The sequence below is a fragment of the Paenibacillus sp. KS-LC4 genome, from assembly GCF_036894955.1.
Lineage (GTDB): Bacteria > Bacillota > Bacilli > Paenibacillales > Paenibacillaceae > Pristimantibacillus.
In genome coordinates, this window is record NZ_CP145905.1 from 5,388,638 (window position 1) to 5,407,353 (window position 18,716).

General features: G+C 49.6%; 17 protein-coding genes. 3 read left to right on the forward strand and 14 right to left on the reverse strand.

Going from position 1 to position 18,716, the window contains the following annotated elements:
- Positions 1–8: 8 nt before the first annotated feature.
- The 8 genes from V5J77_RS22800 to V5J77_RS22835 form a co-directional block, all read right to left on the reverse strand.
- Entirely contained in the window at positions 9–992 is a 984-nt protein-coding gene (locus tag V5J77_RS22800; protein WP_338553128.1) for an ABC transporter permease subunit, read from the reverse strand.
- 256 nt (positions 993–1,248) lie between these two features.
- Positions 1,249–2,049 carry an aminoglycoside phosphotransferase family protein gene (locus V5J77_RS22805; protein ID WP_338553129.1) on the reverse strand — a complete coding sequence of 267 codons (801 nt, stop codon included), beginning with the start codon at positions 2,047–2,049 and terminating at the stop codon, positions 1,249–1,251.
- Positions 2,050–2,461: 412 nt separating this feature from the next.
- Positions 2,462–2,977, reverse strand: a complete 516-nt coding sequence (locus V5J77_RS22810; RefSeq protein WP_338553130.1) for a hypothetical protein — start codon at positions 2,975–2,977, stop codon at positions 2,462–2,464.
- Between the two features lie 146 nt (positions 2,978–3,123).
- The gene (locus tag V5J77_RS22815; RefSeq protein ID WP_338553131.1) at positions 3,124–3,642 is read right to left on the reverse strand and encodes a hypothetical protein; all 519 of its coding nucleotides are present in this window, start codon (positions 3,640–3,642) and stop codon (positions 3,124–3,126) included.
- A 25-nt stretch (positions 3,643–3,667) separates the two neighbouring features.
- Positions 3,668–5,818: an ABC transporter transmembrane domain-containing protein gene (locus tag V5J77_RS22820; protein WP_338553132.1), complete on the reverse strand. Its 2,151-nt coding sequence runs from the start codon at positions 5,816–5,818 to the stop codon at positions 3,668–3,670.
- Positions 5,819–6,000: 182 nt separating this feature from the next.
- Positions 6,001–7,626 carry a helix-turn-helix domain-containing protein gene (locus V5J77_RS22825; RefSeq protein ID WP_338553133.1) on the reverse strand — a complete coding sequence of 542 codons (1,626 nt, stop codon included), beginning with the start codon at positions 7,624–7,626 and terminating at the stop codon, positions 6,001–6,003.
- Positions 7,623–9,368 carry a histidine kinase gene (locus tag V5J77_RS22830; RefSeq protein ID WP_338553134.1) on the reverse strand — a complete coding sequence of 582 codons (1,746 nt, stop codon included), beginning with the start codon at positions 9,366–9,368 and terminating at the stop codon, positions 7,623–7,625. Before V5J77_RS22830 ends, V5J77_RS22825 begins: the two co-directional genes overlap by 4 nt.
- A 65-nt stretch (positions 9,369–9,433) precedes the next feature.
- Positions 9,434–9,658: a hypothetical protein gene (locus V5J77_RS22835; RefSeq protein WP_338553135.1), complete on the reverse strand. Its 225-nt coding sequence runs from the start codon at positions 9,656–9,658 to the stop codon at positions 9,434–9,436.
- A 232-nt stretch (positions 9,659–9,890) separates the two neighbouring features.
- Here V5J77_RS22835 and V5J77_RS22840 point away from each other — a divergent pair, with 232 nt between their 5' ends.
- Together V5J77_RS22840 and V5J77_RS22845 are read left to right on the forward strand one after the other, a co-directional pair.
- Entirely contained in the window at positions 9,891–10,775 is an 885-nt protein-coding gene (locus V5J77_RS22840) for a YihY/virulence factor BrkB family protein (protein WP_338553136.1), read from the forward strand.
- Positions 10,776–10,898: 123 nt separating this feature from the next.
- Entirely contained in the window at positions 10,899–11,135 is a 237-nt protein-coding gene (locus V5J77_RS22845) for a hypothetical protein (protein WP_338553137.1), read from the forward strand.
- A gap of 111 nt (positions 11,136–11,246) precedes the next feature.
- Here V5J77_RS22845 and V5J77_RS22850 read toward each other — a convergent pair whose 3' ends face one another.
- Positions 11,247–11,888, reverse strand: coding sequence for an NAD(P)-dependent oxidoreductase (locus V5J77_RS22850; RefSeq protein WP_338553138.1), 642 nt, complete (start codon positions 11,886–11,888; stop codon positions 11,247–11,249).
- A gap of 194 nt (positions 11,889–12,082) precedes the next feature.
- On the opposite strand from V5J77_RS22850, the gene V5J77_RS22855 reads away from it, so the two are divergent.
- On the forward strand, positions 12,083–12,496 hold the full coding sequence (locus V5J77_RS22855) for a chemotaxis protein CheW (protein WP_338553139.1): 414 nt from the start codon (positions 12,083–12,085) through the stop codon (positions 12,494–12,496).
- 65 nt (positions 12,497–12,561) lie between these two features.
- On the opposite strand, the gene V5J77_RS22860 is transcribed toward V5J77_RS22855, so the two are convergent.
- The 5 genes from V5J77_RS22860 to V5J77_RS22880 form a co-directional block, all read right to left on the reverse strand.
- A complete protein-coding gene (locus tag V5J77_RS22860; protein WP_338553140.1) occupies positions 12,562–13,647 on the reverse strand; it encodes an ABC transporter substrate-binding protein in 1,086 nt (361 codons plus the stop codon).
- A gap of 158 nt (positions 13,648–13,805) precedes the next feature.
- A complete protein-coding gene (gene yjfF, locus V5J77_RS22865) occupies positions 13,806–14,771 on the reverse strand; it encodes a galactofuranose ABC transporter, permease protein YjfF (RefSeq protein WP_338553141.1) in 966 nt (321 codons plus the stop codon).
- Positions 14,764–15,792, reverse strand: a complete 1,029-nt coding sequence (locus tag V5J77_RS22870; RefSeq protein ID WP_338553142.1) for an ABC transporter permease — start codon at positions 15,790–15,792, stop codon at positions 14,764–14,766. The genes yjfF and V5J77_RS22870 overlap by 8 nt, the downstream gene beginning before the upstream one ends.
- A gap of 6 nt (positions 15,793–15,798) precedes the next feature.
- Complete coding sequence (locus V5J77_RS22875; protein ID WP_338553143.1) at positions 15,799–17,319, reverse strand: sugar ABC transporter ATP-binding protein; 1,521 nt, start codon at positions 17,317–17,319, stop codon at positions 15,799–15,801.
- A gap of 113 nt (positions 17,320–17,432) precedes the next feature.
- On the reverse strand, positions 17,433–18,476 hold the full coding sequence (locus tag V5J77_RS22880) for an ABC transporter substrate-binding protein (RefSeq protein WP_338553144.1): 1,044 nt from the start codon (positions 18,474–18,476) through the stop codon (positions 17,433–17,435).
- Positions 18,477–18,716 lie beyond the last annotated feature (240 nt).

Below are 18,716 nucleotides of genomic sequence, written 5' to 3' on the forward strand. Positions count from 1 at the left end.
CTAACCTCCTAGAACAGCGCATTGTCGCGGTTTCGTTTACTTACAATGTAGTTAGACAGTATTACGAGTACAAAGCCAACAACGGATTGATACAAGCCGGCAGCAGAGGACATTCCGATATCCCCGAGATTAATAAGTGCCCGGTAAACATACGTATCTACGACGTTCGTCGTTGAGAGCAGCTCGCCCGTATTCAGCGGTACTTGATAGAATAGACCAAAATCCGAGTAGAAAATACGTCCAATTTGCAGCAATGTCATGATTGTAATAACGGGAGCGATAAGCGGAATCGTAATTTGTGTAATTTGCCGCCATTTACCAGCTCCGTCAATGGTAGCGGCTTCATAATATTCCGGATCAATGCCGATGATTGCTGCCAGATAGATAATGCAGAGGTAGCCGACATTTTTCCATATGTTAACGATGACTAGAATGAAGGGCCAATATTTAGGCTCGCTATACCAGGAAATCGGGTCAATTCCAAAGAACGGAAGAATCTGCTTATTGATGAAGCCAGTCTCGCCACTCAGCATAGCCAGTACTAAATAACCGACGATAACCATGGAGATCAGATAAGGAATGAGTACAATGCTTTGATAAAAGCGGGCAGCCACTTTTTTCTTAACCTCATTGAGCAGTATTGCAATGCCTACCGCTATAACTAAATTTAAGATGATAAAGGCTATGTTGTACAACAGCGTATTGCGGGTGATGATCCAAGCATCTTCGGTTTTGAATAAGTATTCAAAGTTTTTAAGACCGATCCAATCACTGGCGAGAATGCCTTTGGCAAAGTTAACGTCCTTGAAGGCGATAATCAAACCCAGCATCGGCAAATAGTTGTTGATGAACAAATAGATGACTCCGGGAATAATCATAATGAATAATGGTGCGTAACGCTTCAGCTTTTTCAACACGGGATTTTTCGCCCGTCTTACTTCCGTCTGCTGCTCCGCTGGTTTTGCTGTCACTGTGCTTGCCGTCGTCGCCATCGCGGTTCCCCCTTCACTTCTTGTATCCTTATCTTAGTTTTTTGCGGGCAAGCACACTACGACTAAACCGACTTCTTCGTTGTCATCTTCCGACATCTTGAAGAGGGGGACGAATAATAAGCACGAGACTGGCTCCAATATAAAAAAAACCAGCCTCATTCCTGAACTGGAAAATACGTTCAAGAATGAAGCTGGTTTATTGACATAACGCTAGCTTGATCTTGTTAGCTTGACCTTGCTAGCATACTCTTTAATGCTATAACCAATCATCGAAATGATTGGTTACAAATTGAATCTCGCTCTCATAGTGGGCCAAGTGACCTTCATCAACCATTTTCTTAAAGGCAAGATTTCCCTCGGCAGCACCCTTTCTTAATGTATCGCACATTGTCTCCAATCGTTGAATAATCCATTTGCAAAGCTCATTAGGGATGGGCGTTCCATACGAATCAAAAAACAACTGAATTCGCCGACGGCGCTCAGCCGAATGTAAATTCGATTGATACTCTACCGTCTTTCCCGAGGCATGGTCTGGTGCAAAGCTTGCAAGCGGAACGGTTGTGTAAAGAGAATACGCAATGTCCCACATGCGCGGACCGGGACCTGCCATGTCAAAATCAATCAGAGCCACAGGAGTCCCCTCCTGAAAGACCACATTGTAAAGCGCTGCGTCATTATGACAGATCACTTCGTGCTCACGCTCATCCATATAACTAAGCTGCCAGCTGCTCTTTGTTATAAGCTTGGAACCCGCAGTCGCATCATGGAAACGCCGTAAAAGACTCGCTAGACCCACAAGCGTATCATCCGACCACATGTAAGGTTCAAGTTCAGGGTAATCGTTACCTGGTGATACACCTGAAATGAATGTTAATCTTTCACGATCAAATTCGTCGATTCCGAGAAATCTTGGCGCCCCCTCAAAGCCTAACTTCTCTAAATGCTCTAGCAGTTCATGAACACGAGGACTCCAATAACCAGTAGGTCGGAGAACCATGTTTTCCTTTCGAATAATACGATTAACATTCCCGCCCTTTAATACTTCTTCCTCAGTCACGATGACCCCCTCCTCCAGATCATTAGTTATTTGGAAAAAACAAATATTCCCCATGAAGCTCAGCTCCAAGGGGAATATTGGGTGAATTCAGTTCATCATGAAGCCAGATATAAATCGAAAATTCAATTTCTAGCCTTCTCAAGCCTCTTTAGTCAAACAGGATGACAACCTTTACGCTTTTACTCCTTGTACTCTCAAGGCTTCATTTGTTTGAACGATTTTGCCGAAACCGCTGCCTTTTTTGTTCGTATCCTTGTTGCCAAATCCGATTGGTGGAATCATTTGCTCACCTCCTTTGCAGGGCAATGCGTATACAGGCACTTAATAATCCGAAGCTTGCTACTTGAAATACTAGCTGGTTGGGAAAGTTATAAATACGGATAACCATTATTTCTAAAGGTTAGGTGCGCGCCTAAGCTGCTAGTTTCTGAACGTAGCCTTCAAGCTCGCTATAGGGGATTTTGTAAAGAGTGAGCTGATTCACAGATGACCTCGATGCGCCTGGCAGCCGTGTAAATTTGGACAGCAGCCTATCAAGCTGACAATCATCCGCCCTTACCCAGAACTGCACCTGCTGAACGCCGGGGCTTGTTTTCTTCATCAATTCAATGAGCGCATTCAAGCCGTTTGCAAACAGCCTGGTACTACGATATTCCTTACGGATAAAAGCAATCTCGATCTGGCAAATATGCTGATCCTCGTAATCATGCTCGCCCGTCCCGCAGACGAAGCCCGCGGCTCCAACGATTTCGTAAGGCTCCTCACTAAAAAGCAGCAGGCCTTTGCCCAAAATAAGCGGCCCTCCCATAAAGCTTAGCTTCATCGGGAAGGCATACGGCAAATTCAGTTCAGCATGATGCTGAATCAGAAATGCAGCATACGCTTCTTCATCCATTTCAAGCGCACAGGGGCGAAAAATAAACGGCATTAGTTCGCTTGGGCTCTCAATGCTTCATTAACCTTAACAATTTTGCCAAAGCCGCTGCCTTTTTTGCTCGTATCCTTGTTGCCAAATCCGATTGGTGGAATCATTAGTCCGCCTCCATTCTTAGAACATTTTTCCTACAAAAATGATTATACTGGATTGGTTTTTCTTAGCATAGTACCAATTTTTCTAATATCGCCGCCAAAAACGGTCTCTTCTCCAAGCGCTCCCTCGCGCTTATATTTTTCCTCTATAAATTTGCCATACATCCGGCAAAGCTGTTTATTTTCCGATAAGGCTGCAAGACGCAGCTCCTTGACCTCTGGGTGGCTCGCCATCACATGATGGACTAGAAAGCCCAACCCTTCTGCAAACAAGCGGGTTCCCCGATGTATATGCTCCACAATGACCATATCAACAAAAGCAATTTCCTTATCCTGAAAATCCTGCTCCGGCGTCCCACAATAATAAGCCGTAATAGCGATAACCTGATGCTGCTCATTCAGCGCCACCACAAGCTGGCCCTCCGTTAAATAAGAATACAGCAGCGTCAACGTATCCATTGTCGTATAGGCGGGATGCAAATCGCGCCTATGCTTCAATAGAAACAAGCTGGCTTTTGCATATTCCTCATCATTTTCACACCGTTTAAAATAGGCCTTTGCCAACTCGATTCCCCTCTCCGAACATGCTCTACATTCTTTGCTCCAGTGTTTGCTCTAATGTATGCAGCAGTTGCGGATGCTCCTTCGTTAACCGTTGGAAGGCTTCGCGGCGCATCGACAGCACGACGCCGGGACCAGCCGCCTTCACCGTCGCCGTACGCGGAATGTTTCGCAGCAGCGCAATTTCACCGAAATGGTCACCATCCTGCAATACCGCCACCTTTTTATTTGCCTCACCAGCAAGCGCCTTCCAAATTTCAAAAATGCCGCGAACGATAATATAAAATTTATCGCCCTCCTCGCCTTCACGCACGACCTCCTCGCCTTCCCTGCACGCCTCGGAGGTGAATAATTCCGCCACACCTTCCAGAAGCCCAGGCTCTATGCCGGTGAAAAACGGCAGCCTCGCCAGCCATTCGCCTTTTACAGCCGCATGCCGCCCGTCTCCTGACACATAGAAGCCATGCTGCTTTTCCCACAGGCTGCTGTAAAGCCCTTGTTCCCCGAGCAGCTGCTGATGAGAACCGCTCTCTACGATTTGCCCGCCCTGAAATACATAAATCCGATCCGCATTAACGACAGAGGAGAGTCGGTGGGTAACTGAAACAATCGTTCGGCTGCCCTTTAATTGTCCAATAAGGTCGTTAATATCCGCCTCAGCTGCCGGGTCCAGCGCTGATGTTACTTCATCAAGCAGCAGCAGCTGCGGCCTGCGAAGCAGCGCACGTGCAATCGCAATACGCTGCCGCTCTCCTCCTGACAAGGAGCCGCCTTCATGATGAATCCAAGTATCATAGCCTTCCGGCCAGCTTGCTATGACCTCATGGATGCCGGCCTGCTTAGCAGCTGTGATCATGTCCGCTTCCTCAATAGCGCTGCCCAGCAGCAGGTTTTCCCGAATGCTCATATGAAATAGAAACGTATCCTGCGATACGAGCGCCGCACGCGCTCGCAGCGAGGACTCGCTAATATTTTGCAGCGGTAAATCTTGCATGAATATGCTTCCCTGCTGGGGGTCATAGAAACGCGACAGCAGCTGAAGCGCGGTGCTTTTGCCAGATCCGCTTGGGCCAACGAAAGCGACATAGCTGCCTGCTTCGACCTCTAGGCTAACGTCCTTCAGCTGCGGAGCACCCTCCTTGTAGCCGAAGGTGACCTGCTCCATACGCAGGGACAGGCTTGTTTCCGGTAAAGGCTGTGCATGCTCTGCCTCCGGCAAATCCGGTTTACACGCCAATATTTCCTCGATGCGCTGGAAGCTGACGTTCGATTCTATTAAATTCGGAATGAGAAAAGCCAAATTCGAGCCTGACTGTCCAACGCTCATAAACAAGGTAAAGAAGGCAATAAAGCCGCCGACCGTCATAGCATCGTGAAAAATCAAATAACCGCCGAAGCCCATCATAATGCCGTTAAGCAGCAGCAACGCCGTCAAAGGCAGCCGCTCCATCAAGGAATTGCTCATATGAAGCTTCATCCCGCTCGTAAACAGGGCTGTAATTTTGTTATCGCCCCGTGTTCGGAACCGGCTTTGCTGATGCAGGCCTCGAATCGTTTTCTGTCCCTTGGCCATCTCATCAATTAGATTGGAGAAGCGCTCCTGCGCCTCCTTGTACTCCCGATTTGCCTGCTCCGAGCGCTTCTGCACAAGCTGTGGCAGCACGAACATGAGCACCGAGCCCGCCAGCATCGCAAGCGTCAGCTTCCATTCCAGCGCAAACAGCATCACGAGTCCTAGCGCTACGGCGAGCAGCTCCTTGAGCAGCATCGGGCTGGAGCCTCGAATAGCCCGTTCAATGGAGCCCATATCAGCCGAGAAGCGGGTCACTAAATCGCCGACCCTATAACGCTCGTAGAAAGGCAGTGACTGCAGCTGAATTTGAGCAAACAGCTCCGTTCTCAGCTTGCGTATGACCTCTCCAGCCAGCCTGCCTAATGAATAATCCGATACCCAGCCGGCAATGACATTCAATAGCCCGCCAACAAGCAGGATAAGCAATATAATAATAAACATGTGAATATCGCGCGGCGTAAAGGCCTCGTCCACCAAATACTTTAGGCTGAGGGGGGCAGCCACTGAATAAGCTACTTCTAATAATAATGTGAATAAGAACACGCTGCCCAGCAGCTTGTATTCGGAGAATCGACGTAAGATTTTAAGCATCACCTGCAAAGCCAACCGCACCTCCGCCCTGAGTCTGATCTATTTATAGTTGAATACTGGAAAAAAAGCAATACTAGGGCATCAAAATAAGCCCTTCATTTCCGAGCGGACGGGCGATGGCCAGCTGTCTGCCAAGTCGTCTCACACTTGAGGAACTGAAGGGCTAATACGGAGGAGCAAAGCTCTGTTATACAAATTTAATTGTCCTTGGCCTGCCCGCATTGCTGAAGCTTGCGATATTCCTGCGGGCCGACTGATGTCGCTTTTTTGAACATTTTTGAAAAATGCGAATAGTTGCCGTAGCCCAGCTCGTAGGCAATGCTCGTAATCGCCAGCTCCGTCTTCGCCAGCATTTGCTTGGCGAGAGCTACCCGCTCTTGCAGCACATATTCTGAAATCGTAAGTCCCGTATCCTTCTTGAACAACCGGGCCAAATAATCCGGATGCAAGCACACATGGCCGGCAATATCCTCACGCGATAAATCCTCGCTCATATGCTTGGCAATATAATGCTTCACCTTATCTACAACGGTCTGTGTCTCGTCTACAACGTTCAGATTGCCGCTGACCTCCTTGATCAGCACCCCTACCCACTCCGACAAATCGGTGATGGAACGGGTGACGGCATCCGCTCGCTTCATCAGCACCATGGCGGAGAACACCTGATGCGCCCGCAGTCCCTTCGCATGCAGCACCTGATGCACCATTTGCAGAAAATCCTCATAGAAGCTGCGCAGCCAGCGGGCATCGGCTTGACCCGTATGCTTGACGCTGTCCAAATACTTTTCGATTTCCTCAAGCATTTCTTTTCCGCAGCCAAGCTTCAGCATCTCTGCCCAGCCGCTCATTACCGGAAGCGGCGCGACATCTGGACTAACGCTGTCATTAGTTAGGCAAAGCCGTTCATTTGAGCGGGTCACATTATGCGACTCCAGCTCGGCAAGCTGCTCGTACATCTCGCATATTTCCTCCACGGGCACCGCATTGCCCATATAACAGCACAAGTCGCAGAAAAAATAACGATTGCATGCCTCGATGTACGAATCGATCTGTTCATGCAACTGCTCGCCATCCTCCTCGCGAATAGGCAGCAGCGCAAGCAGCGCCCCGCTGCGCACTTGAATGATTCTGCCAAGCCCGGACTTCGCTAGAATCATCTCTTCAAAGGAATTACGCAGCGCATATTCCATAATCTTCTCCTCGCGCAGCGTCAGCTCCTTATGCCAGCGCTGGACGCTAATGAGCACCGGCTTATAGTGCGGCAGCTCCTCGTAGGCAATGTTATGCTTCGCCAGTGCTTCGCGAACGCCCTCCTTGGTTGAAGGAATGGAGCGGCTTAGCAGGTCCTGCCAGAAGCGTTCCATGAACATCGGCTGGTACGATTCCCATAGCCGGTAATAATACTCGTACATGTCTGCGAATTGCAGCTTCTCGCGGTCGAGATCGGCTTTCGCAAGTTTGTCCAGCGCGCGCTTGACGGTGCTCGCCAGCTCAGGGTAACGAACGGGCTTGAGCATATAGTCGCAGCTGCCAAGCTGAATCGCCTTCTGCGCATAGGAGAAATCCGCATGGCAGGTAAGGAACATCGCCTCCGTCTGGGGAAAATGAATTTTCACCCAGTCCAGCAGCTCGAAGCCGTTGCCCTGCGGCATTTCGATATCACAAATAAGCACATCTATTTTGCTGTCGCTCATAATTTCCTTGGCGGTTCGGATATTGTATGCCTCATGCACGACTGAAATGCCGAGCGACTCCCATTCGACGCCTGCTTTAATGCCCCGCACCGCATGCCGCTCATCATCGACAATTAACAGCTGTCTCATTCTCGTCGTCCCCCCGTCTCTTCTGGCTGCATCGGCAGCCACAGCTCCACGACTGCTCCAAGACCAGAGCTGCCGCTAAGCGCCATCCGGGCTGCATCATGATATAGCAGCCCCAGCCGCTGCTTCACATTCTGAATACCAATATGATCGCCCTCTTCGTTGTTCAGCTCCATATCGCGCTGGAGCAGCGCCAGCACCTGCGGCGGAAAACCTTCCCCGTTATCCTCAATGCGGACATATAGGGTATCTTCATTATGTGCTTGGGCAGTAACCCCAATGTGAACCTGAGTATCCGTATTTACCGCATGCTTAATCGTATTCTCCACGAACGTTTGAATAACTAATGGTGGAATCGGTATTTTTCCGAGACTCTCGTCCGTATGGAAAGCAAAGGTCAGATCGCCCGGAAAACGCATTTCCTGAATGCGTAAATAATTCATCGTATGGGCAAGCTCATCAGACAGAGACACGAACGAAAGGTTGCTGCGGAACATAAATCGGAAATATTGCACCAGGCAATGGGTCATTTCCTGAATGAGATGATAGTCCTTCACCTGAGCCAAATTATAAACAATGTTAAGGGAATTAAGGAAAAAATGCGGATTGATTTGCAGCTGCAAATGCTTAAGCTGCGCTTTTTTGTAATTCAGCTGCTCCTCCAGCACATTAACCTTGAGCTCCTGAATTTGCGTAATCATGCGGTTAAACGACTCGTTCATCACCTCAAATTCAAATGTCGAGGACGGCTTCGTGATCCGCATATCCATATTGCCAGCTTCGATGCGGCGCATCGCCATAATAATGCGATTGACCGGGACAAGCACCAGCTTGCGCAGCAGCAGCAGGATGATCGGCAAAATAATAATCGCCCCAAAGGAAATAAGCGAGACGATGCTGCGCAAGAAAGGAAGCTTCTCCAGCACGACGCTGTCAGGAATGAGGGCGACCAGTCCAAAGCGGCCTCGCGAGGAGCGCTCGCCGACAGCGATAAATTGGTCGTTTCTTCCCGTGAGCTGGTAGCCTTCATTGTCGCTGCTGCTTGGCTCAATAATGATTTCGCTATCCAGCGGCGTATCTATAATAGGCTTCATACGGTCATCCGTCAGAAAGGCCCGGCCCTTTTCACCCAAATCAATTAAATGCAGTGGAACCATGAGCTGATCGACGTTTCCCATTGCGCCAATATAAATGTCGCCGTACTGAATAACATTGACCAAATAATCACTATCTGCCATATGCTGAACGAACCAGTCCTTTTGCAGCGGCTTCTTAGCAAGCTTTATATTATCTACAATGTCCTTCTCCATTTCCGTACGGGTGACATAATCAGGAGCAACGCCAAAAACGCTCATTAAATCATCGTTCCTCGGCGAATAAATGAAGAACATATCCATCCACTTATAATTGGGCAATTCATTACTCAGTTGATTTCTAAGCTGGATCTTCTCGAACAAATAGCTGTCGGGATTTTGCTCGCGCGGCTGCTCCAGCACTAGCAGGCCGGTCTCCATCGCCGCAATATTAAATAGATATTTCTCCACATCCTCCAAATTGCGATCAATTTGCCCCATATAGAGGCTGATCAAATTTTTATTGGATTGGGCCACCTGATTGCGTACGACATTAATCGCATACAAGTTGTTGTAGATCATGAAGGAAACAATCGGAATGACGAGCAGCAGAAAGCCGAATAATAGTTTAAAGCGGAGCGTTCGATAAAAAAACGGATGACGAAGCCTCATGCCTTACCCCTCTCTCTTCTGCCGCTTTATCAAAGTATATTATTATTTGCAAACGTTTTCAATATTCAATGCCCCATCTGATGCACTTCCTCCGCATTATAGGACAATAAGCCGAACACGATCAGCAGCGTTGTGAATAATACAATGCTGACACCGATGCGTAGCAGCGTTTTTCGACGCTCGCTCATGTGCATATCTTGGCCACGGCGCTTCTTCGACGAAGCGATAAACAGCAGGCCGACCCCCAGCAGCAGTGCGATAACGACGCTCGCCTTCAAATAAACCTCCAAACTCTCACTTCCTTTCCATCCAATTATGCTATAGACGACAATCATTTGGAAAAAGTTGTGCCTGCTGCGAATTGAACAGCATGCGCTTCATTTCGCTTAAGCTGCCTCCTGATTGGGTAAGCATAAGCAAAGACATGGGCAACTGTGAGTGCTGCGGATGAACCTGACTAGATGGATGGCTATATATAAATAACTTAGTTGAAAAATAGTTCCTGAACGGAGGCAGCTGCTCATGGCTCCTAAATCAAAGACGATGCACTTTTTCCACGATATGTATGTCCGTTTCCGCGATGATGATGTGCCGGGTGTCGCGGCTCAGCTGACTTTTTATTTGATTTTGTCCTTTTTCCCCTTTCTGCTGTTCGTTGTCAGCCTGCTTGGCTTCGTGCAGTTATCGGGGGACAGCCTCGCGCCTGAGCTCATTCGCCTGCTCCCTGAAGAGACCGGCGCGGTGATCAGCCAGGTGCTTGAAGAAATTACGCAGGGCAGCAATGGGGCATTGCTGTCGCTTGGGATGCTCGCGACGATCTGGTCGGCATCAAGTGGCATGAATGCGATTATTAAAGCTCTGAATACCGCGTATGAGGAGCAGGAGAGCCGCCCCTTCTGGAAAATCCGCGGCATTGCGCTGATCGCCACGCTGGTGCTCGGCCTTGTCATTACGCTCGTCATGCTTATGCTTGTATTCGGCAAGACCATCAGCAGCTACTTGTTCGACCTGCTTCATGTGCCAAGTGAGAGCGAGTGGGTATGGAATTTGCTGAAATATATAATTCCGCTCACTGCTATGCTTATCGTATTTACAATGCTATATTGGATCGCTCCTAACCGCAAGCTGCGGCTGCGGGAGGTAATTCCCGGTGTGCTGTTTGCAACCTTCGGCTGGGTAGCAGCCTCGATGCTGTTCCAGTTTTATATGAATCATTTCGGCAGCTACTCCAAAACCTATGGAAGTATTGGCGGCATTATTATTTTGCTGGTCTGGTTATTCCTTACGTCTCATATCATTATATTAGGCGGGGAAATGAATGCGTCGCTGGCCCGTTCACGCCCAGCTGTGCCCGGTGTGCAAGAGCGCACGCCGCACAATCGGACAGGCTCCTTTTTCATCAAATAAAAAAGCTGTCCGTTAATCATTGAAAATCATTGCACATTATTGATGTCATTTAATGTCTGTTTCATATTTGTTTGCTCGGGTAAATACAAGTAATTCAATACACAATTCGAGGAGGAATATAGCATGGAATATATTATAAACAAACGCTTTGATGGGGAAGAAATACTTTTAGATGGCAACCACTACATCGGCTGCACCTTCAACAACTGCACCATTACCATATCGTCCCTGCATTTCAACTATGATCGCTGCACGTTCAAAGGCTCCAGCTTCAAGCTTAGCCCAAGCGTCTTTTTCCTGCAAAACGTTTATTCGCTGCTGCCTTCATCAACGAACGGCAAACGAGTTCAGCTTGCTTAGTACGTCGACAGAACACCCTACCTGCAAGCCACTAGAACGTTAACAAGGGCAAGATTCATGATGAGATGAATCTTGCCCTTGTCGGTTATTTTTGATTATATCGCCTATTGCTTACTCCGCTTCCGATACGACAGCAAAGCGCTCATTCACATGGTTCGCTTGCTCCGCCTCGTCCACAATGGCAATGGCATAGTCGGCATAGCTGATGTAGCTGTCGCCTTTTGCATTAAAGAAGAAATTGTCCTTGCCTTTCGTGTAAGAGCCTGTACGTTTGCCGTCCGGGTTGAAAAAAGCAGCCGGGCTAACAAATGTCCATTTGATGCCAGTCGAGCCTTGAAGGTCATTCAAGTTGCTGCCTTGGTTGAAGGCTGTTGCATAATATTCTTTAGGGAAATGCTCCGTTTCGAACAAACGCGTCTTCTTTGCTTCATCCACATACAGGCTGCCAGCTCCGCCAACTACGATCAAACGAGTTTCCGGTGCGCCCTGGAGCGCTTTAATCAGCACTTTGCCCAGCTCCACATGCTTCGTTTCCTCGCCTTGCGGTGCGCCGAATGCGTTGACTACGATGTCAAAGGCTTTCACATCCTCAGCTGTAAGCTTGAAGGCATCCTTCTCCAATACAGCTGCATTAGCTTGTGCAAACTTCGATGCCGTTCTGACGATGGCCGTCACCTCATGCCCTCTTGCTTCAGCCTCCTGAATAATCAAGCTACCCGCTTTACCTGTCGCGCCAATAACTGCTATTTTCATTGTCTATTCCTCCTGAGCTTAAATAAGGTTTATTAGCTAAAAAGCCATTCACTTAATGTAACTATTATAGTTACAACTAACTTGCAATGTCAAATCATTATTATGAAAGCTATATGCAGCGTGTCGAACGATATAATATAATGGAGATAGAAATTGCTCGAAGCATACCAAACACGGCAAGGAGACCATCTCTAATGAGCGACTTTATTATTTTCAACGTGGCCAACAAGCCTTTTGCTGTCCATTTTTCGGAAATTGATGAGATTCAAGCAGCCATAGAAGGAACACCGCTTCCTTTCGCCGAGCCGTGGCATGGTGGCGTGGCCAACATTCGCGGCGGCCTCTACACCATTATTAACTTGCGCAAAAAATTTAATTTGTTTGGACAAGCTCCAGACAGCTATCAAAAAATTATTTTGCTCAGGCAAGCCAAAGTAGCACTGCTGGTCGATGATATCGAAAATACGGCCTCCATTGAAGAAACAGACATTGAGCGTGTGCCGGATTCTTCAGAGAAGGACATTTTCCACCAAGCTTTCAGGCTGGATAACCGGGTTATTCCGATCCTGCATGTAACGCTGTTCCTCGCTTCTACCAAAACCATATAGTAAAACGACACAAGGCAGTTTCCATGCAGCTTCTACGCTGACGGGAACTGCCTTGTGCGGTGTATTTAGTACTTCCGAAACGGGATTTCCTTCTTCGCCATTTGCTCCGTATAGACGCTTTCCTGCGGCACAATTCGCTTCGGCAGCGTGCGCCCGGCAACGAGCTCCTGCACCGCCTGCATCATGTTCGGGCCAAGCAGCGGATTGCACTCGACAATGCAGTTGATTTTGCCCTCCGCCAGCTTCATGAACGCCCGACGCGTACCATCCACTGAAATAATGACAATATCCACGCCCGGCCGCAGTCCATATTCCTCTATCGCTTCAATTGCACCAAGAGCCATATCGTCGTTATGGGCAAACAATACGTCCATTTCGCTGCCATATTGCTTAAGGAGCTTGCCCATCACTTCCTTGCCTCGTTCAAACGTAAAATCAGCATCGACGCTGGCCAAGACTTTATAGTTCGGCTGCTTCAGCACAATATCCCGAAAGCCCTGTCCGCGCTGGATGGAGGGCGATGCGCCTTCCGTTCCTCGCAGCTCGACAATTTGGATGGTCTTCACAGCATTCCGCATTTTATCGACCAAATATTTGCCCGCCTTGCGCCCTTCCTCATATAAGTCCGCCCCAATATGCGTCACATAAAGCGAGGAATCGCCCACATCGACTGAACGATCGGCTATAATGAGTGGAATGCCCGCCTGCTTCACCTCGGTTAAAATCTCATCCCAGCCCGAATGCACAACCGGAGCGACGGCAATGACGTCAACCTTCTGCCTAATGAAAGATCGAATCGCCTCAAACTGCTTCTCCTGTGATTGCTCCGCATTATCGAACAAGAGCTCGATTCCAGCCTCTTTTGCCGCGTCTTTGACCGAATTGGTGTTGGCCATTCGCCATTCGCTCTCTGAGCCGAGCTGGGAGAAACCAAGAACGATCGGCCTCACTGGCTGCAGCAGCTCGGTTCCTGTTGCTTCGGGCAGCGTTCCGTCTCCTGCTATCATGCCCATTCCTACACCCGAATCGTTGTGCAGAGCTGGGTCTATTCCCGATGATGAAGGAGCAGAGGTGGTAAGCTGGCAACTGCTCAGCAGCATCAAGAAAGCGATTGCATAAATCATTTTTACAAATACAGCTTGTCTTCGCATAGCGCTTCCCTCCGGTTCAGCCAGTAAAAGCGTCTATGCCCTTCCAGCCTATTGATCGTATTGTAATGGATACAGGGAAAATTGTCATCGTCGTAACGACTCAGGGGGTGCCGCGAACAACGTCGAATCGTTGTGCTGCACCCCTAAGCCGCAATCTATTAAGCTTTCTGCATTTGCCGCCTTGCACTGAGCAGACGCTGCAGGACGATGAACAGCAGCAGCAGCAGGCCGATGACGATCTTAGTCCACCAGGAGCTGAGCGTGCCTTCAAAGCTAATAATGGTTTGGATAACCCCTTGAATCAATACGCCGAAAAAGGTTCCGAGAATATAGCCGACGCCGCCTGTCAGCAGTGTACCACCAATGACGACCGCGGCAATGGCATCCAGCTCCAGTCCGACCGCATGCAAGCCGTAGCCTGACAGCATATAGAACGTAAAGACGACGCCCGCAAGCGCAGAGCAAAGTCCGCTAAAGGTATAGACGAGAATTTTCGTGCGAGCGACAGGCAGTCCCATCAGCAGCGCGGAGGATTCACTGCCGCCAAGCGCATACGTGTTGCGTCCGAAGCGGGTATAATGGGCCAAATAAATCGCTGCGGCTACTACAACCAAGGCGATAATGACGCTGATGGAGATGAAAAAGCCGCCCGGCAAATTGATTTTCGTCTGCGCCATGCTCGTATAAAACGGGTGATCAATCGTAATCGTATTGATGCTAATGACGTAGCACAGCCCCCGAGCCAAAAACATGCCGGCGAGCGTGACGATGAACGGCTGGATTTTAAAATAATGGATGATCGCTCCCATGACCCAGCCGAAGGCTGCACCTAGCACGAGCACAAGCGGAATGACGACAGCAGGCGGCCAGCCTTGCTCCTGAACGAGGCTTGCCGAAATCATCGTCGTCAGCGCAATGACCGAGCCGACCGATAGGTCAATGCCGCCGGAAACGATAACGAAGGTCATGCCGACCGCGACGATAATAAGAAAGGCGTTGTCAATGAGCAGATTGAGCAGCACCTGCAGCGAGAAAAAGCCAGTGTAGCGGAACGAGCCTGCCGCGAACATCAAAGCAAGCAGCGCGGCCGTCACCACGATTGGGATATACTGCCGTTTAAGCATGGCGTTTAACCTCACTCTCTGCCGGATAGCGGCGTGTCTTAAAGCGATGTGCGAGTGTCTTGCGGAACGTCTCCGACTGAATAAGGCAGACGAGCAGTACGACGAACGCTTTAACTACGAGCGTTATTTCTGGCGGAACGCCGATCATATAGATCGTCGTCGTCAGCGTCTGAATGATGAGCGCGCCGACGACCGTGCCGAGCAAATAAAAGCGTCCGCCGTTGAGCGAGGTGCCCCCGATTACGACGGCAAGAATCGCGTCAAGCTCATACCACAGCCCGGCGTTGTTGCCGTCAGCGCTGGATACATTTGCGCTGAGCAGCAAGCCGGCGATGCCCGCACATAAGCCGCAAAACACATAAACGGCGATCATGACGACTCGCGAGCGAATGCCAGCCAGACGGCTCGCTTCCGGGTTGCAGCCAACGGACTCGATGAACAGGCCGAGGGCGGTTTTGCGCGTCAGCAGGATTGCAATCAGCAGCACTCCGCCAGCGATAAAGATGGAGAAGGGCAGCGTGAGCAGCGAGCCTGCGCCGATGAACTTATAGGAGCTGCTGGATACGGTAATAATCTGCCCGCCTGTAATGAGCTGGGCAACACCGCGCCCAGCAACCATTAGAATGAGCGTGGCAATAATCGGCTGAATACCGAACACCGCCACAAGCATGCCATTCCATAAGCCCAGCACAAGCGCCAGCACTAAGGCAATACCGATTGCGCTGAGCACGAGGCTCAGCAGGTTCTGATCCGTACCTTGGCTTAGAAACATACAGGCCATGGCGCCTGCAATAGCTACGATTGAGCCGACCGACAGGTCGATGCCCTTCGTGGCAATAACGAGCGTCATGCCGATGGCGACGAGAATAAGCGGCGCGCCAAAATTCAAAATATCAATTAAGCTGCCGTACAGCTTGCCGGCACGCATTTGAATGGAGAAAAAATCCGGCTCATAAAGCAAATTAAATAATAACAGCGCCCCCAGCATGACCAGCGGCCAAAATAAATGATGTTTCACCATGCTTGCTCACTCCCCTGCCATGGCCTGCATAAGCTGCTGCTGGCTCATTTCATCTTCTGCTATTTCCTTGACTACTACATGGTCTCGCAGCACCGCGATTCTGTCGCTAACCCGCAGCACCTCCTCCAGCTCCGAGGAGACGAACAACACCGACATGCCTTCACCCGACAGCTTCAGCACAAGCTTCTGGATTTCCGCCTTTGCGCCAACGTCAATGCCGCGCGTCGGCTCATCAAGGATGAGCAGCTTCGGCTGAGTCAGCAGCCAGCGTCCAAGAATAACCTTCTGCTGATTGCCGCCGCTAAGGTTCTTAATCAGCTGCTCCGGGTTAGGCGGATTAATATTGAGCGCCTTAATATATTCGTCAGCAAACTCATCCTGGCGCTTGCGGGGAATGGCGCGAAACCAGCCGCGCGTCGCCTGCAGGGCAAGAATCATATTTTCACGAATCGTCAGCTCGTCGATAATGCCTTCTGTTTTGCGGTTTTCCGAGCAGAAGGCAATGCCCTGATCAATCGCCTCGCGAGGAGCAGCGATGCCCTCCTTCACGCCATTCACCCGCAGCGTGCCATGATCTGGCCGATCTGCGCCAAAGAATAGCCGCGCAAGCTCCGTCCTTCCTGAGCCAAGCAAGCCAGCAAGACCAACAACCTCGCCCTTGCGAATCGTCAGGTCGAACGGCTCAATGGCCCCTTTGCGGCCCAGAGCCTTCGCGTCGATTACCAAATCCTTCGAATGCTCAGCAGCGGGTGCTGCCTCCTTCTCACGCGGCAGCGCATCGAGCTGCTCCAGCTCCTTGCCGATCATTTTCGATACGAGCTCTATCCGGGGAAGCTCCTTCGCCAAATACTCCCCTACAAATTCTCCACCACGGAGAATGGTTATTCGATCGGACACCTCATACACCTGATCCAGAAAATGCGTGACGAACAAAATGGCCAGCCCTTCAGCCTTTAGCTTGTTCATCACCTCAAACAGCTGCTTCACTTCATTGCGGTCAAGACTCGACGTCGGCTCATCCAAAATGAGCACCTTCGCCGAAATATTCAGCGCCCGCCCAATAGCAACAAGCTGCTGAATCGCAACAGAATAGGCCGATAACGGCAGCTTTACATCCAAACGAATTTGTAAGCGGGTAAACAGCAGCTCTTCGGCTGCCGCGTTCATCTCTTTCCATAAAATACGGCCAAAACGCCGCGGCTCGCGGCCGATAAAAATATTTTCAGCAACTGACAAATTCGGACATAGATTCACTTCCTGATAAACCGTACTAATGCCAGCCGTTTGCGCCGACTGAGGGCTGTCGATGGCCATACGCTGCCGCGCAAGCTCTACCGTGCCTTGATCAATGGAGTAAACACCTGTCAGCACCTTAATCAAGGTGGACTTTCCTGCCCCGTTTTCGCCCATCAGCGCATGAATCTCGCCGGGAAAGAGGCGAAAATTGACGCCGGATAAAGCTTTTACGCCCGGAAAGCCTTTATGAATATTGCTCATTTGCAGGATAGGTTCGCGTTCCCGCTCCATCTTCTTCTCCCCTTTGGTTTTGAATTTTGCCTATGCAATGAAAAAAAGGAAGCCGTCCGCCTGGTACGTCGACCAGCCTTACGCGGCTTCCTTCGCTGGCTTCTGCGCTGCTGCTAGTATTTCCGGTCAGGCAGGGCAGCCTTCGCTTGCTCTGAAGTAAAGACGCCTTCCTCTGTTACGATACGCTTCTCAATTGTTTTGCCGTCCAGCACATCCTGTACTGCCTGCATCAATTGTGGTCCGAGCAGCGGATTGCATTCTACGATAAAGTTGATTTTGCCTTCGCTTGCTGCAACAAAACCGTCTTTAACGCCATCAATGGAAATAATGATAATGTCTTCGCCCGGCTTGAGGCCAGCTGCTTCAATCGCTTGAATCGCGCCAAGCGCCATGTCATCATTATGAGCATAAAGAACGTCGATCTTTTTGTTTGCTTTCAAGAAAGATTGCATAACCTCATTGCCTTTAGCACGGGTAAAATCGCCTGTTTGCGAAGCGATAACCTTCAGGTTGGCATTGCCCTTGATGATTTCCTCGAAGCCTGTTTTGCGATCAATCGCTGGTGCCGAGCCTGTTGTGCCTTGCAGCTCGACAATGTTGATTTCTTCAGTCGAATCCTTGTATTTATCAACGAGCCATTGTCCAGCACGGCGGCCTTCTTCTACGAAGTCGGAGCCAATAAACGTTTGGTACAGCGAAGTATCTGCCGAATCAACAGCGCGGTCTGTCAAGATGACCGGAATGCCCGCATCCTTCGCTTCTTTTAATACTGTATCCCAGCCAGATTCTACGACCGGAGAAAATGCGATAACGTCTACCTTTTGCTGAATGTAGGAACGAATCGCTTTAATTTGGTTTTCTTGTTTTTGCTGAGCATCGGAAAACTTCAAATCGTAACCCGCTGCTGCTGCTGATTCCTTAATCGAGTTTGTATTCGCTGTACGCCAGCCGCTTTCCGCACCAACCTGTGCGAAGCCGAGCGTTACTTTTTTGTCTGCTGGCGCTGCTGCCGGCTCACTGCTTGCCGCTGCCGGAGCGCTTGTCCCTCCAGTATTGCCTGCACCTGCCGTTCCGCTATTGCCGCTTCCGCAAGCGGATGTGACGAGCAGCATCGTCGCCATCAGTAGCGACATGCCTAGTTTTCCTGCTTTTTTCATCTTTATATTACCTCCCCTGTCATTCACCAACTTTTGGCGTGCCCTCATTATAAAACGCTTACAAATGGTCAGGATACGGAGTCCGATAGCCGTTCGATTTGATTTTTTGGGTAATTTTCCAGCATGAGCAACAAATGGTTTGTTTTTTTGTGCGAAAGGTGGAAATTTCGCCAATCGAACATTTGTACGTAGCGAGGTTACGAGCAATTTGATATAGTGAAGGTTGGATAGTTTTGAAAC